We start from the raw sequence: 25,886 nt of genomic DNA on the forward strand, positions 1-25,886 counted from the left end.
GGCGGCGGCGGTGGGTCACTGACGCTCACCACCTGAGAGGTCTGGTCGGTAGCGCCGTCGTCGTCGGTCACCGTCAGCGTCACCGTGTAGTCGCCCGCCGCGCCGTAGCTGTGCGTGGGCGTAGCGCCCGCGCCCGCCGTCGTCGCGTCGCCCCAGTCCCAGCTCCAGCCGACCACGCTGCCGTCACTGTCGCTCGAGCCGCTCCCGTCGAAGCTCACCAGCTCGCCCGTCTCCGGAGCCGCCGGCAGGTAGCCGAAGCTCGCCGTCGGCGCCACGTTCGGCGGCGGCGGTGGATCGGTAACGCTCACCAGTTGGTTCGTCTGGTCGGTAGCGCCGTCGTCGTCGGTCACCGTCAGCGTGACCGTGTAGCTTCCCGCCGCCGCGTAGGCGTGCGTCGGCGTCGAGCCGCTGCCCGCGGTCGTCGCGTCGCCCCAGTCCCAGCTCCAGCCGACCACCGTGCCGTCGCTATCGCTCGAGCCCGTGCCGTCGAAGCTCACCACCTCGCCCGTCTCCGGAGCCGCCGGCAGGTAGCCGAAGGCCGCCGTCGGTGCCACGTTCGGCGGCGGCGTCCCATCGATGTGGACCGCCCTGAGCTGATCCTCCCAGGCCGCCAGATCCTGGTCGCCCAAGGACCGGTCGAAAACGAGTAGATCGGCCACGCGCCCTTGCAGGAAGTACTCATCCACGGCAGGCGACCGGTGCCGGATCATACCGATCCGAAGCGGTCGATCCGTGGCCGTACCGTTGCCTATCGTCCCCGAGCCGGCGGGAGCACCGTCAATGCGGAACTCCACGCGCCCGGAGGCGATCCGATAAGAAACGATTTGGAAAGCGCCGGCCCCAATCGCCGAAGAGGCTCTTGGTCCCGTCTCCTTCCAGGGTCTGTCGATGAACGCGCGGCCGTCCGATGCGAACGCGGCCAGTAATGCGCCCGCCGTCCCGCCGTCGCTGTGCTTGGCCAGGAACGCCTGCTGGGTGATGACATCGGGCGCGTACACGACGACGAGGGTGCTGCTCTCATGCAGGTCCAGCGCGTCTTCGTCAGGCACCTCGTAGTGATCGTCCCCCTGGAAGTGCACTGCGGGCGTGCCGCCCGGGGTTTGATTCGTAAGGAACAACGCCTCGGCGGAGGCGGTCGGCGCGGTCGCCGTGCGTCCGGTTCCCGGATCGGGCCAGGCGTTCACCCTGCTTCCGTCAGCGAGTCCGACGGCCGCGGCATCGAGACGCAGCTTGGGCGTCTGCAGAGTACCAGCGGTCGGACCCACGACCACCGACTGGACCAGCACGTCCGTAGCACCCTTGTTGTCCGTTACGGTCAGAGTGACGTCGTACGTGCCCGCAGCGGCGAAGGTGTGCTCGACGACCATCCCGGAGCGGAGACCGCTGGCGTCGCCGAGATCCCAACTCCAGGAAGCCACCGTTCCATCCGGATCGCTCGACGACGAGCCGTCGAAGAAAACCGTCTCGTTGGGCTGCGGATCCGGTGGCGTAACCGTCATCGCCGCCGTCGGCGCCACGTTGTTGTCGACCAGATGGATCGACTGAAGTTCGGCCTCCCACGCGGCCAGATCCTGGTCTCCCAGAGCTCGGTCGAACACCAGCAGATCGGCGAGCTTGCCCCGCAGGAAGTACTCGTCGACCACCGGAGAGCGGTGTCGGAGCATGCCAATGCGCAACGGCTGGTTGCTAGGCGTGCCGGCGCCGATGCTGCCACCACCCGCGGGTACTCCATCGACCCGGAAGGCCACGTTTCCGGAACTGATGCGGTAGGTCACAACGTGGAACGTTCCCGTACCGATCGACGTCGTGCCGCGCGGGCCGGTTTCCTTCCAGGGCCTGTCCAGTAGATGGGCCCCGCCGGTCGTCAGCCCGGCGCCATATGCACCTGCGGTTCCACCGTCACTGTGTTTCGCCACGAACATCTGCTGCCCGGACACGTCTGCGGAATAAACGGCCAGCACCGTACTGCTGCCGTCCATCTCGAGCGCCACCTCGTCGGGCACCTCGTAGTGATCGTTCCCCTGGAAGTGCACGACCGGCGTGCCGCTCGGGGTCTCTCCGGCGAGATACGTCCCTTCCGCGGAAGCGCCAGGCGCGGACGCCGTCCGCCCCGTCGCGGGGTCGGTCCACGTACCGACCGACGCGCCATTTGTCAGGCCCAGGCTTCCCGCGTCCAAACGCAGCGTTGGGGTAACCAAGCTCCCCGCGCCGGTGGCAACCATCACGTTCTGAGACGTGCCCGCCGCGAGCCCGCGATCGTCAGTGACGGTCAGCGTGACGGTGTAGGCGCCGGTGCTGGTGTACGCGTGCTCTACGATGTCGCCCGAGCCCGCCGGACTTCCGTCTCCGAAGTCCCAGGACCAGTCGACAATACTGCCGTCCGGGTCGACCGACGCGCTCCCGTCCAGGATGACGGTTTCGTTGGGCTGCGGACTCGTTGGAGTCACGCTGAAGGACGGGATCGGCGTGTCGTTCGGCGGCGGCGGCGGCGGCGTCAGGTCGGCGACCGCGTTGAAGATGTTGATCCGGCCGTGACCGAACCTTTGGTCCCAGCCGGGTGTGCCTAGATCATCGGCGCTCGTCTGAATGCGGGTGCGCACGTCCGCGGCGGTCGGGATACCCAGAGCGAAGAGCAGTCCGGCCAAGCCCGCCACCTGGGGCGAGGCCATGGACGTACCAGCGTTGATGGTGTAGTCGGCGTCGCCGCCGGCCCCGAGCGAAAGGATGAAGCTGGAGCCCAGGATGTCCTCGCCGTCGCCGCCCGGAGCCGCCACCTCGGCCTCCTGGCCGAAGCTGCTGTAGCTCGCCAGTCCGTCGTTCCAGTTCGTGGCGGTAACCGCCACGCACTCCGGGTTGGCAGCCGGGAACAGGATCGACGGCGTCCCGTCGTTCCCGGCCGCGCACACCGGCAATACACCCTGAGAGACCGCGTACTGAAGCGCCGCGTGCTCGGTGGCCGAGAAGACCGGGTCACCTAGGCTCAGGTTCAACACGTCGGCGCCCTGGTCGGCGACCCACGTCATCGCCTCGGCGATCGCCGAGGAAGAGCAGTTGCCCGCCGCGTCGCACACCTTGGCCGCGAGCAGACGCACGTTGGGTCCGTAGGCGACGCCCGAAACGCCCACCCCGTTGTTACCGCAGCCCGCGGCAATGCCGGCCACGTGCGAGCCGTGCCCGTGGTCGTCTTCCCCGTCGGGCTGACCGGTGATGAAGTTGTGACCGCCTATCACCTTGCCGCAGATGTCTTCGTGCGTGGACCGAATGCCCGTGTCGATGATGCCGATCAGCGCCTCGCCGACGAATTCCGGGCCGAGGTGGTCGAACGCCTCGAGCCAATCCATGTCGGCGTCTTCCGTCGCCTGACCCCCGAAGAAACCGGATAGCGTGCCGTCGTTGTGGAGGTCCCACTTGAGACCGAATGACGGGTCGTTGGGCGTGAGACACGGATCGCAGTTGGCGACCGGGGCGATTGATCTGATCCAGTCCGGCTCTGCGAACGCCACCCCGGGGATCTTCGCCAACGCGTTCGCGGTCGCTACCTCGCGTCCGCTCTGCACCGACACGATGTTCGCCAGCGGACGACCCGATCGAGCAGCCGCTAAGGCTCTGCCGAATGAGGCTCCGTGGGCCATGAGGATCGCAGCCGTCTGGGCGTCGTCGGTGCCGTCCTCGAACGCTACCAGGATCTGCCCGGGGACGAACGTGCCGCCGCTGGACCCGCGAATATCTACAGGAGGCGCCTGGCTGGGCTGCGCAGGGGCTATCCCCGTCGGTGTGCGATCGGAGCACGCCGCCGTGGCCAGCGCTAGAAGAACAACAACGTACAGTCCGGCTATCCGCGACCCATCACGGTCGCGGTAGCGCGGCATCGATGTCGTCACCTGAGGCCTCCTGAGGTCGTGGGCCTGACACAGGGCGACCGAGCTGAAGCCGGGGGAACGTCGAGGCGCGGTGCGTGAGCCCGCGAGTTGGAACCTTCGGCGCTGGCCTCTCACCCAATAGGACAAGTTGTCCGGTGCGAAGGTCACTTCGCAACCTTTTCGCGCCCGCTGGGTGTCGTGCGACCTGCCCGCCGATAGGCCCGATAGCGCCCGCCGATCGTGGCGATGAAGAGGTAGGAGGCCAATTCATGCTCGAACCGTGCGCTCTGCGAGAAGTATTCGACGTAATCGAAGCCCGCGAGGCCGTTCGGCGGCACGAGGTCCACGAAGAGGACATCCGGTTGCGAGGATATCAGATCCGTCACCAGAGCGTCGAACTGGTACCGCTCGGCCGGCCCCATCCGTTCCGGCTCGTTGTAGGCGAAAGGTCGGCATGGCTCGGGGCAGGCGCCATCGTACAAGCCCGCCAGCAGCCAAAGCGAGTGGAAGCGGGACACGTACTCCACGTCCGCAGCGAGCGCGAGCGGGAACGACGAGCGCATCGTGGCGCCGATTGTGAAGAACGACCTGGCTCCGCCGTCTGCCTTGAGAAAATCCGTCATGGGCGTCAGGTAGAACGGGTCGGCTTGGTACGCCGCCCTCCAGCGACTCGTTGTGTTCGCCGCGTTCGCTGCGGCGAGCAGGATGAGGGCGAAGGCGGCCGGCCAGAGCAGCCATACACGGAGCGTTCGGAGCCGATGAGCCCAGCGGACGTCAGACACCTCCGCCAGAGTCTGGTAGCCGGCGAGGAGAAGGAGCCCCTCCGCAGGATACCAGTGATTCGTGAACGACTTCCCCTGCGCGGCGACCGCGCCGATGTAGCCTACCAGCGCGACCAGCAACACGGTGCGCAGTGGCCCGACCGGATATCGCTTCCTGAGGAGGATGGCGAACAGGACGACGATGTAGGCAGCCAACGCACGTGGATCGAAAAGGATCTCGGCGAGGGAGATCCGAGCGCCGTAGCTCCGATAAAGAGTCGCCCCCCAGCCGGCTACCCGTAGATACGCCGGGGCCCACAGGGCGACCGCAGCGCCATACAGGATCCCTGCCGCCACGACCGCGATGCTTTCCGGCCGAGCCAAGCGCCGGACTCCCAAGCGGACCGCCACCACTCCTTCCACCAGGAGCCAGATCGGCAGGTAGAACGGCTTCAGCCAGAACCCGACCCCGCCGACTGCACCAACCAGAACGACCAACGGTAGAGGTACGTCGACCCGGGCGAGGCGGGCCGAGGCGAGACAGAGGTACGGGAGGGTGAGCGCCAGGAAGACGTGCTCTCGCTGGAAGAAATGGTGGTCGACGACGCTGAGGAGGACGAATGCTGACGCCATTAGCAGCAGGTCTCGCCCGCGCGGCCCTATTGGCGGCGCATCGCGAAGGCACGCCGCGCAAAGCCAGACGGATCCCGCCGCCATGACCAGTCCCCCCAAGCGGAGGAATATCCCCGCTTGGATACCGGTCCACGTCGAGACTAGTTGGAAGGGAAGGTTCAACCAGACAATAAGCGGCGGATTGGGCTCGACCCAGTCCACGTACAGAGTGGCACCTTCTACAATGCGGGAGGCGCCGTACAGGTACCAAGAAACGTCAAAGTTGATGGGCAGCCGGAACTGTGCGACGGCCGCGAAGCCCATCAGACCCACTGTAACGACCGGCCAGAGGGGCCGCCGAACTTCCGGCATCCTCAGGCGGATGCCGAGGCCCCGGAGCGTGGAGTGATCCCTCGTCCGCTCCAGTGCTCCACTCGATCGATGAAGTGCTCGAAATCCCGTCTCGGTATCACCGGCGCCGCGCGACGTCCGCGATGGATGAGAAAGCCGACCACCAGCGCACCCACGTTCAGTTGGGTCAGCAGAATCAACGCCGCCGCCGCGGCCCAGACGCCACCAGCAGCCCACTCGACCGCCTCGGTGGCCACCGCCACCCAGGCCGCAACGACGAGCACGCCGGCGGCCAAGCTCGCGGCTGCCGCGGCGATGAGAAGCCTTACGCTGACGATGTCTCCGAACACGGCGATGGCCGCCAGACCGTGGGTGACGAGCCCGACGAACTTCATCTTCGGCGGACCCTTGAGTCGCTTAGCACGGGCAATGTCCACGACCGCGACTGGTAGCCGGGTCTGGTAAACCGCCGCGGCGTAGTGACTCCATGCGTCCGGGGAGCAGGTGATCGCTCCCACCGCTCGTCCTGGCAATACGCTGAAGTTCCCAACGCGGATGGTCCTGCCGGTCAGCAAACGGTGCAGGACCCGATAAAGCCAGTAGAAAGCTTTGAATAGTGAGCCCTCTGGTCGCTTCGTGCGTCCCGCAAAGACGACCCTGCGACCCGCGTGCCGTTCGAACTCTTCGACCAAGGCAGGAATGTCGGCGGGAGCATCCTGGCCATCTCCGTCCATGACGATGACATGTGCGCCAGTCTTCGAGCGCTCGAGATGGCACAGGCCTACGGAAATCGCCCGCTGGTGCCCGAGGTTGCGGCGCAGGCGGATCACCTCGACCGTCTGCAGTGAGGCTGGCGAAAAGTCGAGCGGCGCGGCGTTCTCACTGGAGCCGTCATCGACGATGAGCGCGGAGCCGGCCCACCCCCGTGCCGAGAAAGTCGAGTCAACCTCAGCCAGGACGGAGGCCGCGTTGGCCCAGTCGTTGAGGACGGGCATCAGGACGACAAAACGGGGCTCGGTCATGTGCTCATCACCGTGCTCGGTTGGACCAGGCCGCAGCTTCGGCCCGTCAAGGCCGTTGTCCCGGGCCCGACTACAGCCTCAGGACGCTTCGACCGTGGCGCTCTCCCCCCGAAACCGGACCTGGTCTCAACCGACACGGCGGCCAGGACGACCCACCCTCGTCAGCGAGCCGCCCCGGACCGTCCGTCACTGGATGCGGCATTCCTAGAGACAAGTCGCGTGCCACCCTCGAGGGTTTTTCCAAAGCGCTTCCGTAAAACAACTTAGCCGACAACGGCCGTCCCGCTGTAAGCCCGGCCGAAACGGTTTGTTACGCTCGCGATCCTTCGTTTCGTTACGACGGTACCGAGATGTCGTACTTCTCTATCAAGCGATTCAGCCGCGGCCGTGAGATTCCGAGCATGCGCGCCGCGTTGGCCTTGTGGCCCCGCGTCTTGGCGAGAACGCGCTGGATGTGGTAGCGCTCCATCGACTCGAGCGAGGCCTGCGTCGGGTCGTCCAGGTCAGGAGCGGCGGTCGGTGCCCTGTCCGTCGCGCCGAGGAACAGGTTTTCCCTCGCGATCGCGCCCTGCGCGTGCACCGCCGCCCGCGTCAACGCGTTCTCCAGCTCGCGGACGTTGCCCGGCCAGTCGTAGGTGACCAGGCGCTCCATCACGTTCTCGGGGATGACCAGCTCGCCCTTGCCCATCTCGGTGGCTACCTGGCGCAGGAGGTGGCGGGCCAACTCGGGGATGTCGCCGCGCCGCTCCCTGAGCGGAGGCACCGAGATCTCCATGACGCGCAGCCGGAAGTACAGGTCCTCGCGGAAATCGCCCTCGGCGACCAGATCCTCCATGGGCCGGTGGGTGGCCGCTATCACCCGCGCCTCGGTCCGGCGGGGCTGCTCCGCGCCGACCGGCTGGAACTCCTTTTCCTGGAGCACCCGCAGGAGCTTGGCCTGGAAGGCCGGGCTCACGTCGCCCACCTCGTCCAGCAGGATGGTGCCACGGCCCGCCAACTCGAAGCGCCCCTTGCGGTCCCCTACCGCGCCGGTGAACGCCCCGCGCACGTGCCCGAAGAGCTCGGACTCGAGCAGCGTATCGGGCAGCGCCGTGCAGTTGACCGCCATGAACGGCTCGTCAGGCGCCGGGGAGTGCGCGTGTATGGCCCGCGCGATGCGCTCCTTCCCGGTCCCGGTTTCGCCCCGGATGAGCACAGGAGTCCGCACCGCCGCCAGCTTCCCGATGAGCTTGTAGATCTCGATCATCTTGGGATCGGATCCGACCATCAGGTTGCGCAGGTCCAGCGCCGGGACGGCTTCCTGCACCGAAGCCGCCTGGCGCCGGTTCCGGCGCTCCCAGAAGCAACGCTCCAGCGCGGCGTCGATACGGTCCAGATCCAGCGGCTTCACCAGGTAGTCGTAGGCCCCGATCTTCATGGCCTCGACCGCCGTCTGCATGTCCTCGAACGCGGTGATCAGGATGATGTCGGCGGCGTGCTCGCTGTCGATGAGCTTGCGCAGCAGGTCGAGCCCCGACAGTCCGGGCATGCGGATGTCGGACAGGATCACCTCGGGGTCCGCGTCCGCCAGCATCATCAGCGCCTGCTCGGCGCTGTCCGCCGCCGCGACCCGGTACCCCTGCCGGCTCAGGTAGCCGGTCAGCGTCTTCCTGTGCGCGTCGTCGTCGTCGACGACCAGGAGCCTGCCATCGCTCATGGATTTCCTCGCACCTGGTCTGCCGGCGCTCCCGCGTCGTCCGGGGAGCTTGGGGGGCGGCGAGCCGACCCGGCCCCGGCGGGTCGCGCGGGGAGTTCCATCACGAACTCCGTTCCGCCCAGCATTTCCGAACGGCGGGCCAGGTAGAGCCGGCCGCCGTGCTCTCGCACCGACCTCAGCGCCTGCGAGAGCCCCAGGCCCGTGCCGCCGTCCTTGGTCGTGTAGAACGGCTGAAAGATGCGCTCGCGCGTTTCGGGAGGGATGCCCGGCCCCTGGTCGGCGACGTGGATCCGCAGCACATCCGGACTCCTCGCGGAATTCCACGACGTCCTCACCTTCAGCGTACCGCCCTGGGGCGTGGCCTCCATGGCGTTGTAGAGCAGGTTCATCAGCGCGCCCTGCAGGTCGGCGTGGCGGCCGAGGAGGATACCTTCGCCCAACGTGGACAACTCTGTCTCCAGCATCACCCCTCGTTCGCGCAGCTCGGGACTGAGCACCCTCGTCGAATCGAGCACCAGCCGGTGCAGCTCCACGTCCGTCGGCTCCTCGGCGGGGGCGTCCGACCGCGCCATCGACAGCACGGACTGGACCACCGTCTCCAGGCGACTGATTTCCTGCAGGCAGATCGTGACCGGCTCGCCGATCTCGTCCGGCAGACGCCCCTTGCGGACGTCGCGGTCAAGCTCCTGGAGATTCAGCCGGATGGAGCTCAGCGGATTGCGGATTTCGTGCGCCAGGTTGGGCGCGAATTCGGCCATCATGGCGAGCGGCCGCGCCACCGAGATCTCCTGCATCAGCTCGCGCAGGCGCGCGCTCATGTCGCCGAAGGCTAGCGTCAGCCTACCCACCTCGTCGTTCTGCGGGATGGGCAGCCACGGCTGTAGGTCTCCACCGGCCACCTGGTCGGTTGCGCGGGTCAGCTCGGTCAGAGAGCCCATGACCCTGCGCAAGAGCAGGCTGAAGGCCAGCGCCGTCCCCAACGTGATCAGCACCACCATGAGCAGGTAAACCAGACGGGCGTCCGCGTAGGGCGCGGTGAACTCGGTGGGCCTGAGCACGCTCGCGACCACCCAGTCGCCCGCCACCAACGGCGCGAACGACCCGAACCAGCCCTCGCCGCGATCCGCGAAGCGGACGTCCCCGCGGGCGCCCTCCCGCACCGCTCCCGCGAGCCTGGAGCCGGCGGCCGCCTGAAGCCCTTCGCAACTAGCGTGGCTGAGCAGCTCTCCGGAGGCGCGGTCGGCGATCACCGAGTAGCCCTCCGACCCCAGCCGCATGCGGCGCGCTTCGGCGGGGAAAACGTCCTCGAAGCGCGCGTAGACGAGGAGCTCGCCGCCGCCCTGGATCCCTCGGCGCAGCGGAATCAGCAGTCGGTGCCCGCCCACGCACGCGTCTAGCGCGGCGGGCTGCGGTACGGGTAGATCGAGCAGCAGGGCGCCCGTCTCGTCGCGCAACTGAGCGCCTTCCACCCAGGCGTTGGCGGAGACGAGCGAGAGCAGCGCGGCTTCGGCGGACCCGGCGCTGCCGCCTACGACAGCGGGATCCTGGGCCCACACGGCCACCTCGTCGGCGCGGCGCCCGGCGCCGCGGTCCAGCTCCGCGGCCAACCGGGCCGCGAGGTTTCGGTTCTCGCCCTCGATCAGGCGAGAAAGCGCGGCGACCGAATCGAAGTAGTCGAAGAACCCGATGGCCAGCAGGGGGACGACCGCGAACGTCGCGAAGAGCAACAGGACCTTGCCACGAAGGCTCATGGGATCGCTATGCTATTGGCGGCCGCGGAACGCGGCAAGACGGGCGGCGCTCCAGGGCCGCCCGAATTGCCCTTCAGGGCATAACATAGGTGACGAACCGGCGTCTGGTTCGTCCCATCCAGGCATGGTACTTTGAGCGAACTGCTAACAAGAATGCTAGCGGGGATGCTCCGTTAATGCCTTTTCTTCCCGGCACGCTCTTCCCCCTGCCGGACAAATCGAGTGTGGCGACGCGCTCGGCGGGACCTCGGTCCGGCCCCCGGCGTCGCCCTTATAGGCGTCCGATGTGACCCGAATTGGCCACGATTTAGCCTTTCGCGCACTGTTTCAGCGCATGCCGGAGCCCACCTGGGTGGTGTCCGGTGATGGCCGAGTTGTGGCCGCGAACGAGGCCGCGTGCGCGCTCCTGGGCCGGGCCGAGCAGGATCTGGTGGGGCGTCCGGCGGCCGCTCTGTTCGCGTCCGCGTCCGATTTCGAGCGGCTGGAGCGGGAGTTGGCCGGCGAGGGCCTGGTCCCGGGTCGCGAAATGCGCCTGCGGGCGGGCTCCAACGGCTACGTGCAGTGCCTGGTCTCGGCGGCGACCGCGTCCGCGCAGGACACGGCCGAGGGCTACGTCCTCACCGCGCGGGACGTTTCCACGCAGACGCACCGCATCCGCAAGCTCCAGCACAACGCGCTGCACGACGGGCTCACCGGCCTGCCGAACCGCAGCCTCTTCCGCGACCGCCTGGAACGCGCGATTCAGAGGGCACAGCGGAGCGACGAGGACCAGTTCGCGGTGCTGTTCCTGGATCTGGACCGGTTCAAGGTCGTCAACGACAGCCTGGGCCACATGGTGGGCGACGAGTTCCTGGTGCTGGTGGCGGCGGCGCTCAAGTCCTGCCTGCGCGAGGTCGACACCGTCGCGCGCATGGGCGGCGACGAGTTCGCCATCCTGCTGGACACCGTGGACGGCGTCGACGACGCCAAGCGCGTTGCCGAACGGATAGGCGAAGTTCTGGAGACGCCGCTCAACCTGCGCGGCCACGAGGTGTTCGCCTCCACGAGCATCGGCGTCGCGCTCGGCCAGCGGCACTACAAGAACCCCGAGGAGGTGCTGCGGGACGCGGACATCGCCATGTACCGCGCCAAGTCCTTCGGACCCGGACGCTACGAGATCTTCGACGAGACCATGCGCGCCGAGGTGGAGGAGCTGCTGCAGACGCAGACCGACCTGTCACGGGCGCTCAAGGAGGAGCAGCTCCTGGTCCACTACCAGCCCATCGTCACGCTGTCCACGAATCGGCTGGCGGGGTTCGAGGCGCTGCTGCGCTGGCAGCACCCCAGCCGTGGCCTCCTGTACCCGAAGTCCTTCCTGTCGCTGGCGGAGGAAACGGGGCTGATCGGGCCTATCGGCTGGTGGCTGTTCGAGGAAGCGTGCAGGCAGCTCGGAGCCTGGCGCCGCGATTATCCGCGCGATCCGCAGCTCACCCTGAGCATCAACGTGGCGGGGTCTCAGTTGCGAGAACCTGGCGCCGCGGAGCGCATCCGGGACATCCTTGCTAGCAGCGGCCTGGGGTCCGGCAAGGGAATCACGCTGGACGTCACCGAGCGCGCGATCATGGGCGAGTCGGAGTCGCTGAGCAGCACGCTGCAGACCTTGAAGACTATGGGGCTGCGGCTGTCGATCGACGATTTCGGCACCGGCTACAGCTCGCTCGGGTACCTGCATCGCTACCCGTTCGACACCGTCAAGATCGATCGCTCCTTCATCAGGGAGCTCGGCCGCGACGAGAGCGACTCGGGACTGGTCTGGTCGATCGCGGCGCTTGCCCACAACTTGGGTATGGACGTGATCGGCGAGGGGGTAGAGACTCCGGGGCAGTTGGAGGAGCTACGGGTGCTCCGGTGCGAGTACGGCCAGGGGAACCTCTTCTCCGGCCCGCTGGAAGGCGAAAAGGCGAGTCGATTCCTCGCCGATGCGGCAGGGCGATCCGGGTCGGAGGCCCCTACCGGGGATCCGGATCCGGAGGCAGGTGGGGCAGCGACCGCCGCGAGTCAGGGGTCCGCGGACCCCGCGAAGCGAGGCCGCTGGGCGGCGAGGTTCGGAGCACGCGGCGGCGGGCGCGGAAAGTAGATCGGCGCCCGACAGCGCAGGGGACACGGGAGTGGAGAGGTCGTGATGCGTGTGATCAATGCGGCGGTGGCCGGCTTCGGAAGCGCGGTATACATCCTTCTCCTGGCGGGCGCGATCGTGGGCGCGGCCTGGGCAGCGTCCTACCTGCGGGACCGGTCCTCGGACCAGATTCGAACGGCGCGCATGGTGGGGCTGGCGGTCCTGGGGATCGCGCTGCTGTCGGCCGCAATGTTCTCGGGGAGGCGGATTACGATGTTCTTCTTCCTCCTCACCCTCTTCGGGGTCCCCGTCGCGATCGGGATGGCGCCCCGGGGGTACTTCAAGAACCTCATCAAGCCTGACTCCGGCGGCGCGGAAGACCACCTGGGCGACCGCCTCCGCTAGCGTCCTTCCCCGCCAGGCCGCCTCCAGGCTCCCTCTGTGGGCCCCGAGCTCTTTCGGCTGCACGCCCGGATCGAGGGCCGCCACTGGTGGTTCGCGGGCCGCAGGCGCGTCCTGCGCGCTCTGGGCGACGCAGTGCTCCCGGACGGGGGCGGCGTGGTGGTGGACATCGGCTGCGGCACGGGCGCCAACATCGCGGCGTTCGCCGCGGCCAACGACGCGGTGGGGGTGGACCCCTCCGCGGACGGCGTACGCCTGGCGCGCGAGCGATTCCCCACGGCCCGCTTCGTGGAGGGGACCGTGCCGGGGGCCGGCGACGACGAGGTTCGGCGCGCGGACCTGGTGCTGCTGACGGACGTCATCGAGCACGTGCGCGACGACTTCCTGCTCACGTCCTCGGTGCTGGCCCTCATGGCGCCGGGCAGCCACCTGCTCCTGACCGTGCCCGCCCACCCGGACCTGTGGAGCGTCCACGACGTGACCTTCGGCCACTACCGCCGCTACACCGCCGATCGCCTGCGCCTGGTATGGCGCGACCTGCACGTCACCGAGCGCCTGCTCTCGCCCTACAACAGCAGGCTTTTCCCGCTGATCCGGCTCGTGCGGAGGGCGGGCGCCAGGCTGGGGCGCACCACGGGCCGCGAGGGGACCGACCTGCGCATGCCGCCGGCGCCCGCCAACGCGGCGCTCGCTTCGATCTTCGGCGGCGAGGCACGCGCGCTCCTGGCGGCGCTGAGGGAAGGCGGACCCGCCTACCGCGACGGGCTCAGCCTGATCGCGCTCCTGCGCCGCGAGGATGGACCCCTGGAAGCCAGGCGGCGCGGCCCGGACGTGCCCGGCGACGCCCACAACCCGAACCCCACCACCGCATGAGCGCACCCAGCGGACGCACTACCCTGGTCATTCCGTGTTTCAACGAGGCGGACCGGCTACCCGTGGCCGACTACCGGGCGTTTCTGGTGGGCGCCGAAGCGGTGGACTTCCTGTTCGTCGACGACGGCAGCACGGACCGGACCTTCGAGATTCTCCAGCAGATGTCCGACAGCGGGGGCGACCGCGTCCGCGCCGTGCGCCTTCCGCGCAACCGCGGCAAGGCGGAAGCGGTGCGCACTGGTATCCTGGCGGCGCTGGAGGGCGGGCCCCGCTACGTGGGCTTCTGGGACGCGGACCTGGCCACCCCCCTGGAGTCGGCGCTGGAGTTCCGCGAAACGCTGGAGCAGAACGACGCGCTGGACTGGGTGCTGGGGAGTCGCGTGCGGCTGCTCGGCCGACGCATCGACCGCAAGATCCACCGCCACTACGTGGGTCGAGCCATGGCGACCATGTTCTCCGCCTGGCTGCACCTGCCGGTGTACGACACGCAGTGCGGCGCCAAGCTCTTCAGGGCATCCGACGAGCTGCGCGAGATCTTCCGGGCTCCCTTCGTCACCGGCTGGCTGTTCGACGTCGAGCTTCTGGCCCGCCTGATCGGCGTCCGCGGGGACGTCGCCGACGTCCGCCGCAGCGTGATCGAGTATCCGCTGCCGCGCTGGATCGACGTGAAGGGATCCAAGCTGGGCCTTCGCTCGGTGCTGCCGGTGCTGCGAGACCTGTTGCGACTCAGGATCGCCTACCGCGGCTCGATCGGGCGCGGCGTCGGCCGCCGCCTTCCCCCTACTCGGTAAGCCGCGGAGCGCTGTCGGCGCGCGCGTCAGCCTCCTGGCGGCAGCCGGCCAGCCGTTCGTGGGCGGCCGCGCCCCGCTCGCCGCCCTGGCGCAGGACGATCACGGCGGCGGTGCCGTCGCAGTGACGCAGGCCCCAGCCCGGCTCGTCCACCAGGTGCTCGGCCAGAGCCCCTCCCGGCGCGACGAGCGCCAGCCGCATGCCGCGGCCCTCGATGGCCTCGCGCCACCCGGGCCTGGCCATGGCGATGGTGCGGTACTCCTCCAGCAGCTCCCCGTCGTAGAGCAGCCCGTCGATGTAGGCGCGGCGCTCGGGCCAGGCGTAGGCGACGTAACCGCCCCACACCATTTCGTTGAACAGCGGGCCGGCCAGGTCGGCGGCGCGCGCCGCGCGCACGGCCTCCACCGGGAAGCGGTCGGGCGAGAAGCCGTTGGGCAGCAGTTGCGCGCCCGCCAGCCGGCCTTCGTTGACAGCCACCAGGCTCAGGCCGAGGGCGAACACGAAGGACAGCCAACCGGGCCCCTGGAGCGCCTTCTCCTGTAGAAAATCCCCCCCGGGTCGCGCCGGGCGAACCGCCAGAGCCGGCCAGCCGCGCGCCGCGAAGATCACCATGAGCGGGAAGGCCACCAGCAGGAAAAGCGGGATGTTCCGGGCCGAGTACAGCGCGTAGTAGGTGTTGGCCAGCAGAACCAGGATCCAGGCCGTCGGCAGCCGCGCGCGACGCAGGGCCAGCGCGGCGTAGGCAAGCAGGAGCGCGAGCAGGAACGGCGTCGCGAAGCCCCAGTGGAAGTCGGGCGACTGGAATTCGTTGATCCGGTCGATGATGCTCGCGTCGCCCAGCAGGGTGGCGATCTCCAGGTATAGCAGCGGGCCGCGCGGGTTCACCAGGCTGCCCGCGATGGCCCAGCCCAGGAAGCCGGCGTAGCGGCGCACCGTGGCGTCCTGGCGCGCACGACGTAGGGCCGTTCGCCACGTGGGCTCGGCGCCCTCGCGCCGGCCCGTGACGAGCGCGTCGATGGCCGCCGCGAGGAGGTAGAGCCCCACCAGCAGGATCCCGTACGTGAAGCCGCCGTGCAGGTTGGTCCATAGCACGAACAGCGGCGCCAGCCACCACGCCCGCGCGCGTGGATTCTCGAGCAGGATCAGCAGCAGGAGCGCGAAGTACCAAGTGAACAGGTGGGAGCGTCCCAGCCAGTGGAGCACCGAGCCTCCGGCGGCCAGGCCGGTGGCGGCGAGCGCGGCGTAAACCCCCACCCCGCGGGCCACCAGGAAGCGGCACAGCATGGCGAAGCAGAGCCCTATGAGGACGCCCGCGAGGACGAGCACGGCGGCCAGGCCTCCAGCTGAGTGTGTCGCGGCCAGCACCACCTCGCCCAGCCACGCATGACCCAGGAAGCGCGAGCCCTCCATGGCGTACGTGAACGGGTAGGCTTCCGGAATGGTCCCGCCGGCGAGGATCAGCTCGCCCATCCGGATGTGACTGGCCAGGTCGCCGTCGCCCGTGAGCACGGGCAGCGCGGCGGCGCTGACCACGAGCGAAGCCATGCCTATGAAGACCAGGTCGGCGACGGTGGGCAGGGCGCCGGCCAGGCGGCCCCGCTGGAGGGGCTCGTGCGCCATCGACCTAGTGTACCGTTGCAGAAGTCCCGTAGGCATTCGGCTCGCGCTGCATCCCGCGGAGCCTGCGTTGGAACTCCTCCGCCGTCACGCGTCGACCGCGTCCGCGACTTCTTCGCCGCCCTCGACGTGGGCGCCGTCGGAGACGATCGTGACCCGAAGGGCCCGAGACCAGTGGGCGCGCTGATCGAATTCGGCCTCGCCCTCCGTCTCGTTTCGGGTGGCGAAAACGCGGCCGTACACGGCGTCGGCGCCCTCGGTGTCGCCCAACTCCATGAGGTGCTCGGCGATCATCTCGCGGATTTCCTCCTGGCCCGTCGCCTCGGCCATGATGCGCAGTCGCTCCGCGGCGTATTTATCGTTGTCCTTCGCCTTGGCCGCCTTGACGTAGAGTCCGATCTCGCGGCGGGCGTCCTGGGCGACGCCGTCGAAGGAGGAGTGCTCCAGGTCCTCCGCCAGGGACAGGAACGCCAGCGTCCCGCGGGCGCGAACCACGTCCGGGTACAGCTCCACGAGGCGCCGACATATGGACGCGGCGCTGTCGTAGTAGCCGTTCCCGAGATAGGCGTCCACCGCACGGCCGAGAAACTCCTTGGCGCGCGCCTCCTGGCCCGCCTCCGCGGCGCGCTCGCCCGCCTGCTTGAGTTTCATGGCCTTGAACACCAACGAATCGGTGGTCTCTGCCGTCTCCTCGAGCTGGGCGAGATCTTCCTCCAGGCGCTCCCGTGATCCGGCGCGCCGAAACCGTGACATCAGGCCTCGAAGCATGTTCCTCGACGTAAGGAGATTGTCTGCGGGGAGGAAGGCCGCGCACCATTACCGCCGGCGCGTGCCCGGGATGAGACGAGTGCCCCCCGGCACCCGTCACACGGGAAGGAAATGTCTCCCCGGTGCTGCGCACGCGCAACGTTCATGTTTTTCGCCACCCCTCCCCTTTGGCCCGGGGCCTACGTTCCGGGCTCGAGCCGCACCGATCCAGCCGACGCCGAGTCCCCACCGTCGTCGGCTCCGCTGCGCAGAGCTTCTACCATCGCGGCCACGGTCTCGGCCGGCACCACGCCCGGCAGCAACTGGGACGCCTCTCCGAACCGCACGATCGTGGTGGGCGTGGAGCGCGCCCCCTCCGCCAGCGCGCGGCGCAGGTTACGGTTGAGGATCTGCCCCACCGTCACGCGCTGGCTGTCCAGGCACGCGTCCAGCGCCGCCGGGTCGGCCACCAGCGGCGCGACCATGGCGCGCAGCAGGGTGTCGGCCCCGAGCGAGCCGGACCACTCCTCCTGGCGCGAATAGAGCGCGTGCCGCGCCTCGGCGTATGCGCCCTGATCGCCCGCACAGCGTGCCGCGACCGTGGCGTCCAGCGCCTGCGGGTGAGCCGGGCCGGCCAGCTCGTAGTACTCGTAGCGGATTCCGCCCCCCCCGATCAGCGCGTCGATGGCTTCGTGGTTCTCCTCGTGGTGGCGCGCGCAGAAGGGGCACTGGAAGTCCGCATACTCCTCGATGACGACCGGCCCAGCCAGGTCACCGGCGATCATGCCGGGGCTCGCGTCGGGAGTCGACGCGGGCAGCGGAATGGACGACTCGACGGGGACGCTCGTCTCTTCGCCCTGGCCAGCGTCGCACGCCGTCACCAGAGCCAGCGCCGCCAACGCGGCTGGCACGGCCGCCCCGCGGCCCCGGGCGGACCATCCCGCGTGGCGGCGCTCGAACTTCTCGTTTTGTGCGGTCACGCTCAGCTCGGTTTCGGGGCGACGGAAGCACGGGTCCTCCCTGAGTGCCGCAGCATACTCCGCGCCAGCCGGCGTGAAAAGAGCCGGGGGGCGCCGGCAGTGCCGACGCCCCCCGGGTTGAGAGGTCAAACGCTACGCCAGGGAATCAGTTCGCTGACTCGTCATCCTCGGTGCAGTGTCCGGGTCCGATCAGACCCTCGTTGTAATCCGTCAGCAACGACATCGCCGCGACGATCTCCGCGCGGCTGTCGATCACGCCAGGCGTGCCCGGATCCTGCTTGGGCAACGCCTTGGCCTGCGCCGGCGTGTACGTCGAGAAGAAGACATAGCCGGCCGCCAGGGCATCATCGACCTCCGGCGTCGTCGCCGCGTTGAAGTCGTTCAGCGTGGCGGCTATCCACTGGCGGGCCAGCTGCCAGTACATGTTGCCCTTCGGCGCCGTCCACATGGCCCCGAACCAGCTCGTGCCGCTGAGGAAGAAGTCCTCTGCATGCCCTTCGGACGCCATGTCACCGTCGACGTCGCCGATCTCGAACCAGGTGGAGTCGGCCTTGTTGGACGCTCCGCCCCAGAACCAGTCGTTGTGCGTCTTCCAGTAGCCCTGCGTGAGGGTGCAGCCCTCCTCGCACACCACGTTGACCCAGAACAGCTCGGTGTCCGTGTGCTGGGTGCTGTTGTCGATCTCGGTGGCGGTCACGGTGTTGGTGAACTCGTTCACGCCGCACCGCGTGTCATCGAGCTGGATGACCACCTCGTGCGGTGACGCCGGGAACGTATGCGGCAGCGCCACCACGTCGGACGCATCCGGCTCGTCGCCCTGCTCCACGCAGAAGCGGCCGAGGTCGGTCGTGTCAGCGGTCATGGCGTTGACGTCCTGGAAGATGTCCTCGACGTCCACGCACTCGTCGATGATCATCGAGGGATCGCCGAAGTCGACGGTCTCCGCCGACGACATGAACGTCGTCGTGCCCGAAGGCGTCGGCACGCCGTCCTTGTCGAACGAGTTGTTCTCCAACTCGGCCGTGGCCTTGTTGGTGCCGTCGAAGTCGCCGCTCAGGGAGTCGGAATACGCACAGGAGATCGAATCGCCCGCGGCGATCGTCTCGTCCAGTCCGTCACCGTCACCGCAATCGACCGTTAGACCCATCATGTCGGACAGCTCATCCGACACATCCACAGTCGCCGGCAGATCCGGGTTCGGGTTGACCACCTTGATGTCACCGCTGACGAAGAAGCCGAAGTCCTCCACGCCAGTGGTGTCGACAGTGAACTCGAACTTCGGGGTCAGGATCTGACCCGGCACGACCGTGGCCGTGTCGTTGACGAAGTTGACCAGCATGTCGGTCAGGAGCTCCTTGTCGACGTCCCAATCGTAGCGGCGCTTGAAGTCGGTATCGACCGTCTTGCTGACCGTCAGATCGTGGCAGACGACCTCCATCAGCTCGTCGTCCGAAGCGACGGTGTCGCCCGAGAACGAGAGGATCGCCGCGGTGTTCGGGTGCATCCCCTCGTCGGCGTCGCACGCGAAGTTCACCGTGTACATGAACATCGTGTCCGAGCTGATGGTGTCGCCGTTCTCCAGGAACTCGGAGAAGTCGTCCTCGATCGTGACCTCGTCGTTGCCCGGATCATCGTCCATCGTGGCCAGGGCGAAGCCAGCCGTGTCGGAGTCGATCACCATGCCGCCCATCTCGATGTCGACCACGTTCTGGAAGGACGTCTTCCCGGTCGGGTCGAACTCGATGTCGTAGTCGAGCGTGTCGGTGTCCTCCGCGCTGATGGTGATGCCCATCGCGACCGTGTCGCACGCCAGGTCCATCCAGGAGGTGCCGCCGTCGTCGCTACCCTGGACGCAGTCGATCACGTCGACCGCGGTCTTGTCTATGGTAGCGGTGTTCACGATGACGATCTCACCGGCTACGCTGTGCACCTGCGAGGCCGACATCTTCGTGACGTTGAGCGTGTACTTCACGTCGCCGTCATCGCCCTTGAACAGGTTCAGCGTGCTGTCGGCGTCGGAATGCGACTTCGTGATGTCCCACTGGAAGTCTTCCTCCAGGTTGGCCGTGGCCGTCTTCGTCACGGTCACGTTGCCGCAGTTGACGGTCACGTTGGCCGTGTCCGCCTGCATCGTCTCGATGATCTCGGCGACGTTCTCGTGCATGCCCTCGTCGCCGTCGCAGACGAACCAGCGGTCGTACATGAACATGGCCGTGTCGGCCACGGCGGAGCCGAGCGGGCCCTCGAAGCTGTCGGTGATGTTCACCGAGTCGTCCATCTCGGTGATGGTCGCCGACGCGAAGTCGATGGCCGTCGAGCCCATGCCTACGCCCACGTCCACCAGGTCCACGAACGCCGTGTTGGTGCGGTTCGTGCCGTCCGGCAGGCTGGCCGTGTAGGTGCAGACGAGCGAATCGCCTGCGGCCACGGTCACGGGGAAGGTCACGCCGCACACGGGCGTTACCGGGATGTCTCCGGGCGTGATCGTGTCGGCCACGCCTTCGACGCCCACGTCGGAGTCCGACGGGTTCTTGATGACGATGTTGCCCGAGACCGCCCAGTTGCTGTCGACCGATCCCAGCCAGTTCACCTCGACCGTGTACTTCGACTTGGCCGAGTCGCCCGTGAAGAGGTCGTGCTGGTCGATGTCGACCGACTTCACGATCTCCCACATGTGGTCCCGATCCAAGCTCGGGTCGGCGGTCTTGGTGACCTCCACGAAGGGTCGCTTGATCGTGGACATCTCCTCGAAGGTGGCTCCCGTGGTCAGATCGCCACCCTGGAAGCCCATCCGGACGTCCAGCACCAGGAAGATGCCGCACGGGGTGGCGTCGATGCCCTGGAAGGCGCAGCCCGAAATGTCGGCCGGAATCGCCGCGGCAGCCGCCAGGAAGTTGGCCTCCGGGATCAGAATCTGGTAATCGAGGTCCAGCCCGCTGCCGCTCGTTACGGCGTCCGTCGCCTTGATGTGGTCGACGTCGCTGCCGCCGATATCGTCGTCGATGTCGTAGACGAGCTCGCAGGAGGCGTTGCTCTGGAAGTCTGACCGATCATCGTACGCCGGCGCACCGGCGTCGTCGCACATCCACAGATCGAAGCGGTCGATGGAGAACAGCGCGTCCGGCTCGCTGTTCGACTCGTTCGCGTCCAGGATGATCTCGCGGGCGAGGCCCACGGAGCTTTCGATGATCGGCACGAAATTCAGCGGAAGCGCGTTGGTGAAGTTCGGCCGCGTGTCGTCCAGGGGCAGCGGCGAGTCGTCGGTGTTGAACCCTTCCTCGTTGGGATTGTTCTGGACGCTGAGGAAGGGATTGATGAGCCCAGTGCCGACGTTGAACGGCACCGGGAAGGTCCACAACGCGTCGTTGACGACGATAGAGTCGCCCGCGGTGTTGGAAAGGTCGATTTCCGCGAGCTGCGGAGTCGGCCCATCGATCGGGGTGATCACATCCGTCGCCGTCTCGCTACACGCAGCGACGGCGACGGCCAACCCCGCGAGCGCGGCAAGCCGCCACGTTCGCATGAACTCGGTCATAGGGTACCTCCGGAGAGAGTGGATGGCGGGTGAGGCATGCGGCAGGGGATGCCGGTGTGCAGGCTTTCTCGCGCCACGATACCTCCTCCCGAGACCCGCCTTTCGGCAGGGCTCGAAGCCTGGTTGCCGGCCGTCGCGTCCGTGCGACGGCGGTGTCTCTTCGGCAACCAGGCGATCTCTCAGGGGGAGAGCTGCTGAGAGAGAGATCCTGGGCTTTGCGAGCCGACCTCGCGGTCGGGGTGCCTTTCTCGGAGCTGTTCGACCCTATGTGCGGGACGCACGAAGGCGCCGGGCCGCCTGAGTCGACGACGGCCCCGGGGTCCCCTCTACGGGGGACCGCGTTCGGATGGACGTGGGGAGAACGTCATCCAGTTCCTCGCTTGACTACGGATAAGTGTGCGGACGAATCAGCGTCTTACCGTCCGCCTTTGGAACAGTCACGCGACAGGCGTGGAGAACCCCGCTCTTACGAACCGCTCATTACGTCGGAAGACGTGTGAGCCAGGCTAGCGGATCGTTGATCCTAGACTATCGGATCCGGATATCTCCATTCGCAATGTCGATCGCTCCCGCAACCGGCGCAAGCCTTTTCTTCGACGCGCTTCCGGTCATGGAAGGCGATTTGTGCGCGGTGCCACGGGGCTTTGCTCCTCCGGTGTGTCGGACGATCGACATGGGTTGTGCGTCACAACGTCACGAGGTGGGAGTTGGCAGCGCCCGCGGGCTGGACCTACCTGAAACGCGACGGGGCCCCACATCGGGAGCCCCGTCTTACGATCCTGCGTACCGTCTAGGCTGGTTTCAGCTGCGCCGCTTCGCGGCGCGTCGGTAGAGAATGATGGCTACGATAACGCCGGCAATGCTCGCCATGATGCCGCCGAACATGTCGCCGGTCGCCATCAGCCAGACGCCCGAACCGATGCCGACCAGGAGCGCGGCCCAAACTAGACCCATGAGTACGCCTCCATCTTCGAGTAGTGGGGATCGCGCACCATGAATGGTCTGGCCGCCGCCGTGGTGTCAAGGGTTGCGTGCCTGGTTGGGCGGGAGCCTGGCACCCCACTACGCGGGGCGTGTATCATTGGCTCATGGGTACGATCCGTCTGCTTCCCTCGGCAATCCTGGCCGTCTCGCTGGTCGCGAGTTCCGGCGTAATGGACACCGCCGACGCGCAGTCGCGAGGGCGCGCCGCGGTGTCTTCGCGGAGTAGCAGATCGTTCCAGCGCGCGGTTCGGTCCTCCCGCTCCGGCCTCTCGGCCCGGTCACCGCGTTCGGCCTTCGGCGTGCCCGTCGTTCGAGACGCACCCATCCGCGAGTGGGCCCTGCGCGACTCCCCCTTCGGACGCGAGGCCATCGGGCGATCGCTGGACGGCCGCTGGCGGCGAGGGCGTCGCGACGGGCTGCGCCGGCGCGCCGGCACCCACCTCCGCGGCGCAGCGCGCCCGCTGCTCCGCGGCGGTTGTTACGGCGGGGGCGGCGGCGTGCACGTGGGCGTCGGATCGCGCGGCGTGCGTGTCGGCGTGTCGACGGGGTACGGATTCGCTTCCTCGCGCTCCCGCTGCGGCCACGGCGCCGGCGGCGTTCTTTACGTGCCTTACGTCTACTCCGGCGGCGGCTACGTCTACGGCTCGGGCCGAGACGATTACCGGGAGGACGACTACTACGAGGAGAACTCCTCCGGGGCCGCGTTTTCCGGGCACGATCCGTCGGGCGGCATGGTGACCGGTTGCGCCGCGGTCAGGGTCCATCTCCGGCGCGGCGAGTGGTACGGGGGCGAGGTTCGGTTGCCGGCGCTCGGGGCCGACACTCCCGAAGGCCTGGCCGCGGCGCTCCGCGCCCGTCATCGGCACGGCCGCTCCACCATGCTCGAGGGCTTCGAAGGGCTGAGCCTGGCGGTTCCGGCCGGCCCCGGCGTGGAAGCCGTCGACGTGCAGGCCTGCGGCTGAGCGCTCCCGCCTGACACATTTTTTCCCGACCGGTATGACGTTTGTCTGCGACATCCGGCTCCCAGCTCCGGGTCCCACTCCGTTACAGCGTTACCCGACAACGACTTAAGGGCGGTGCCGCTGATGGCACGGCGGGTGCTCACTTTCAAGCCCGCGCGTGAGCCGGGCGGCACGTCTCGGGGCGCGCAGCCCGCCAGGGCACCGTCCGGTCTCTACTTGGGAAGAGGCCGAGCCTTCTTGCGGTTGGGAGCGGGGATGGGGATTCCCTTCGAGTCGAAAGCACCGCATCGAGACGGTCGAGACCCCGCACCGGGGGCGCTCGCCGATGGGCCCGGTGTGCCCACCGGCCCTGTAGATCCGGACGATCCGGCCTCCGTGCTCGAGCAGATTCCGGACGCCTTTCTGGCGTTCGACCGCGACTGGCGCGTCCAGCACCTGAACTGGAAGGCAGCGCACCTGCTGGGGGCCAGCCGCGCCGAGGTGTTGGGCCGGGAGGTATGGAGCGCGCTCCCCGAGGCCGGCGGCCTGGAGTGGGAAAGCGAACTGCGTCGCGCGGCGCAGGGGTCGTCTACGCTCCACCTCGAAAAGTACTTCCGCTCACCCGGAGCGTGGTTCGAGATCCATGCCTTCCCCAGCCGAATGGGCGTAGCGCTGTACATGCGCGACATCTCCGACCGCAAGTGGACCGAGCGGTCGCTGCGCGACTCGGATCATTTCGCCCGCACCATCCTGGCCAGCGTGGGCGAGGGCATCTTCGTGCTCGATCGCGAGCTGCGCTGCCGGCTGTGGAACGACTTCATGGCGCAGGCAACCGGCCTGACCGCCGAGGAGGTGCTGGGGCGGCCGGTGGGCGAGGTGTTCAACCTGGACGCCAGCCCCGGCGCCGGAATCGGCCTCGGTCGTGTGTTGGAAGGCGAAGGTTTTCGCATCCCCTCGACACGCGAGTTGGTGCCCAGCACGCGCTCTCAGCGCTGGGTGGACCTCGTGCTCAGCCCTCAGGTCTCTCTGGAGGGTGAGGTGGTGGGGGTCGTGGGCATCATGCACGACGTGACCGACCGCCACGCGGTAGAGGAGCGGCTACTCCACTCCGCCATGCACGACCCGCTCACGGGCCTGCCGAATCGCAGCTATTTCATGGAACAGCTGCGCCAGGCCAACGATCGCGCGCGCCGTTACGAGGACTTCCACTTCGGGCTCGTGTTCCTGGACGTCGATCACTTCAAGGTGATCAACGACAGCCTCGGCCACCAAGCCGGCGACGACCTCCTGCTCCAGTTCGCCCGCAAGCTGGAGGATTGCGTCCGGCCCGGCGACATCGCCGCTCGCATAGGCGGCGACGAATTCGCCGTGTTGCTCTACGACATGGGGGACGAGGTCGACGCCACGGACATCGCACAGCGGATCCAGTCCAGCCTGGGCAACAGGTTCGTAATCCAGGGGCGTGAAGTGTTCGTGACGCTCAGCGCGGGCGTCGCGGTCGGTACGGTAGGCTACGAGCGCCCGGAGGACCTGCTGCGGGACGCCGACACCGCGATGTATCGGGCCAAGGAGAAGGGCCGCGGGCGCTTCGAGCTCTTCGACGCCGAGATGCACAAGAGCGCGGTGGCACTCCTGCTCATGCAGACCGACCTGCAGCGCGCCGTGGAGCGCGAGGAATTCGCGCTGCACTACCAGCCCATCTTCGACATCCGCGACGCCACGCTGGTGGGCTTCGAGGCTCTGCTGCGGTGGGAGCACCCGCGCAACGGTCTGATCGCACCGGGCGCCTTCATCCACGTCGCGGAGGACACCGGCGTGATCGTGGAGATCGGCCGCTGGGCGGCCCGCGAGGCGTGCCGCCAGTTGGGCGAATGGCGCGCGACGAGCCCGGGCGCCTCCGAGCTGTCCGTACACGTGAACCTGTCCGGCAAGGAATTCGTCCAGCCGGACGGCGTGGGCGAGATACTGGACATCGTGCGCGGCGCCGGCCTGGGCCCGGGCAGCTTGAAGCTGGAGGTCACCGAGAGCATCATCCTGGAAAACGCCGACCTGGTGGCGCGCGCGCTCGAGGAACTGCGCGAGCACGGCATTGAGCTGTCCATCGACGATTTCGGCACCGGGTACTCTTCGCTGAGCTACCTGCACCGCTTTCCGTTCGACACGGTCAAGATCGACCAGTCCTTCGTCAGCGGCGCGGCGGCGGAGGTCAGCAATCAGGAAATCATCCGGGCGATCATCTCGCTGTCCCACAACCTGGGCATGGACGTGATCGCCGAGGGCGTGGAGACCTCGGAGCAGATGGAGATGCTGCTGCGGCTGGGCTGCGACTTCGCGCAGGGCTTCTTTTTCTCGGGGCCGATGGCGGGCGGCGACGCCGGGGCCTACATCGACAGGGCCACGGCCACGGCGCTCGCGGGCTAGGCCTCCGCCGGTCAGCCCTCGCGGGGGGGCAGCAGCGTGGCGATCCGCCGCGCCAGCGCGCCGCGGCGAGCGACCACGCCGTCCAGCGCGTCGCGGAGATCCGGGGGGAGCCGCTCGAAGGGAACGCCGTCGCGGTAGTGGCCGAGCAGGACCGCCGAGATGACCTCGTCGTCGTGGTCGTCCCACCGAAAGGCGGCGTCCGTGCCGCGTAACGCGAGCGCCGCGAACGCCGTGCGATCGGCGCCGTCCACGCGCACCTCATCCACGCGTCCGTCCGTGCGCGTCTGCATCAGGTAGATCGCGCCGTCGTCCGCGGCGTTCATCGCCACCCCCGCGCGTTCCACATACCCTTCGCCCCACTCGCCATCCGTCAGCATTCGTCCCCCTTGTCCGGTGGGCCGCGAGAGGCATAGCTTTGCGCCATGCGTTTCTCCCGTCGCCGCCCGAAC

Annotated in this window: 17 protein-coding genes and 1 riboswitch; of the genes, 6 read left to right on the top strand and 11 right to left on the bottom strand. The window is 68.1% G+C overall.

Annotation, left to right across the window (positions count from 1 at the left end):
• From ABFS34_02735 to ABFS34_02755, 5 genes are all read right to left on the bottom strand, one after another.
• The coding region (locus ABFS34_02735) for a PKD domain-containing protein (GenBank protein MEN8374345.1) at positions 1–3,881 on the bottom strand (3,881 nt) is incomplete at its 3' end.
• A gap of 143 nt (positions 3,882–4,024) precedes the next feature.
• A complete protein-coding gene (locus tag ABFS34_02740) occupies positions 4,025–5,254 on the bottom strand; it encodes a hypothetical protein (protein MEN8374346.1) in 1,230 nt (409 codons plus the stop codon).
• Between the two features lie 353 nt (positions 5,255–5,607).
• On the bottom strand, positions 5,608–6,606 hold the full coding sequence (locus tag ABFS34_02745; protein ID MEN8374347.1) for a glycosyltransferase: 999 nt from the start codon (positions 6,604–6,606) through the stop codon (positions 5,608–5,610).
• Positions 6,607–6,940: 334 nt separating this feature from the next.
• Positions 6,941–8,302, bottom strand: coding sequence for a sigma-54 dependent transcriptional regulator (locus ABFS34_02750; protein MEN8374348.1), 1,362 nt, complete (start codon positions 8,300–8,302; stop codon positions 6,941–6,943).
• The gene (locus ABFS34_02755; GenBank protein MEN8374349.1) at positions 8,299–10,053 is read right to left on the bottom strand and encodes an ATP-binding protein; all 1,755 of its coding nucleotides are present in this window, start codon (positions 10,051–10,053) and stop codon (positions 8,299–8,301) included. Before ABFS34_02755 ends, ABFS34_02750 begins: the two co-directional genes overlap by 4 nt.
• A 286-nt stretch (positions 10,054–10,339) precedes the next feature.
• Between ABFS34_02755 and ABFS34_02760 the strand changes: the two genes are divergently transcribed.
• From ABFS34_02760 to ABFS34_02775, 4 genes are read left to right on the top strand one after another with little or no spacing between them, the layout of a single operon-like run.
• Positions 10,340–12,169, top strand: coding sequence for an EAL domain-containing protein (locus tag ABFS34_02760; GenBank protein ID MEN8374350.1), 1,830 nt, complete (start codon positions 10,340–10,342; stop codon positions 12,167–12,169).
• 45 nt (positions 12,170–12,214) lie between these two features.
• A complete protein-coding gene (locus ABFS34_02765) occupies positions 12,215–12,553 on the top strand; it encodes a hypothetical protein (GenBank protein ID MEN8374351.1) in 339 nt (112 codons plus the stop codon).
• A 36-nt stretch (positions 12,554–12,589) separates the two neighbouring features.
• A complete protein-coding gene (locus tag ABFS34_02770; GenBank protein ID MEN8374352.1) occupies positions 12,590–13,423 on the top strand; it encodes a methyltransferase domain-containing protein in 834 nt (277 codons plus the stop codon).
• Complete coding sequence (locus ABFS34_02775) at positions 13,420–14,214, top strand: glycosyltransferase (GenBank protein MEN8374353.1); 795 nt, start codon at positions 13,420–13,422, stop codon at positions 14,212–14,214. The genes ABFS34_02770 and ABFS34_02775 overlap by 4 nt, the downstream gene beginning before the upstream one ends.
• Here the strand turns inward: ABFS34_02775 and ABFS34_02780 are convergent.
• The 5 genes from ABFS34_02780 to ABFS34_02800 form a co-directional block, all read right to left on the bottom strand.
• Positions 14,204–15,832, bottom strand: coding sequence for a hypothetical protein (locus ABFS34_02780; GenBank protein MEN8374354.1), 1,629 nt, complete (start codon positions 15,830–15,832; stop codon positions 14,204–14,206). The genes ABFS34_02775 and ABFS34_02780 overlap by 11 nt on opposite strands.
• 84 nt (positions 15,833–15,916) lie before the next feature.
• A complete protein-coding gene (locus ABFS34_02785; GenBank protein MEN8374355.1) occupies positions 15,917–16,582 on the bottom strand; it encodes a hypothetical protein in 666 nt (221 codons plus the stop codon).
• Between the two features lie 194 nt (positions 16,583–16,776).
• A complete protein-coding gene (locus ABFS34_02790; protein MEN8374356.1) occupies positions 16,777–17,556 on the bottom strand; it encodes a thioredoxin domain-containing protein in 780 nt (259 codons plus the stop codon).
• A gap of 145 nt (positions 17,557–17,701) precedes the next feature.
• Entirely contained in the window at positions 17,702–21,091 is a 3,390-nt protein-coding gene (locus ABFS34_02795) for a hypothetical protein (GenBank protein MEN8374357.1), read from the bottom strand.
• A gap of 159 nt (positions 21,092–21,250) precedes the next feature.
• A riboswitch (cyclic di-GMP riboswitch) is annotated at positions 21,251–21,345 on the bottom strand.
• A gap of 547 nt (positions 21,346–21,892) precedes the next feature.
• Positions 21,893–22,045 (bottom strand): hypothetical protein, encoded by a 153-nt coding sequence (locus ABFS34_02800; protein ID MEN8374358.1) that lies wholly within the window; start codon positions 22,043–22,045, stop codon positions 21,893–21,895.
• Between the two features lie 134 nt (positions 22,046–22,179).
• Between ABFS34_02800 and ABFS34_02805 the strand changes: the two genes are divergently transcribed.
• Positions 22,180–23,037, top strand: coding sequence for a hypothetical protein (locus ABFS34_02805; GenBank protein ID MEN8374359.1), 858 nt, complete (start codon positions 22,180–22,182; stop codon positions 23,035–23,037).
• Positions 23,038–23,292: 255 nt separating this feature from the next.
• Positions 23,293–25,437: an EAL domain-containing protein gene (locus tag ABFS34_02810; GenBank protein ID MEN8374360.1), complete on the top strand. Its 2,145-nt coding sequence runs from the start codon at positions 23,293–23,295 to the stop codon at positions 25,435–25,437.
• A gap of 11 nt (positions 25,438–25,448) precedes the next feature.
• Here ABFS34_02810 and ABFS34_02815 read toward each other — a convergent pair whose 3' ends face one another.
• Positions 25,449–25,814 (bottom strand): hypothetical protein, encoded by a 366-nt coding sequence (locus tag ABFS34_02815; GenBank protein ID MEN8374361.1) that lies wholly within the window; start codon positions 25,812–25,814, stop codon positions 25,449–25,451.
• Between the last annotated feature and the right edge of the window lie 72 nt (positions 25,815–25,886).

It is taken from the genome of Gemmatimonadota bacterium (genome assembly GCA_039715185.1).
Classification (GTDB): domain Bacteria; phylum Gemmatimonadota; class Gemmatimonadetes; order Longimicrobiales; family RSA9; genus DATHRK01.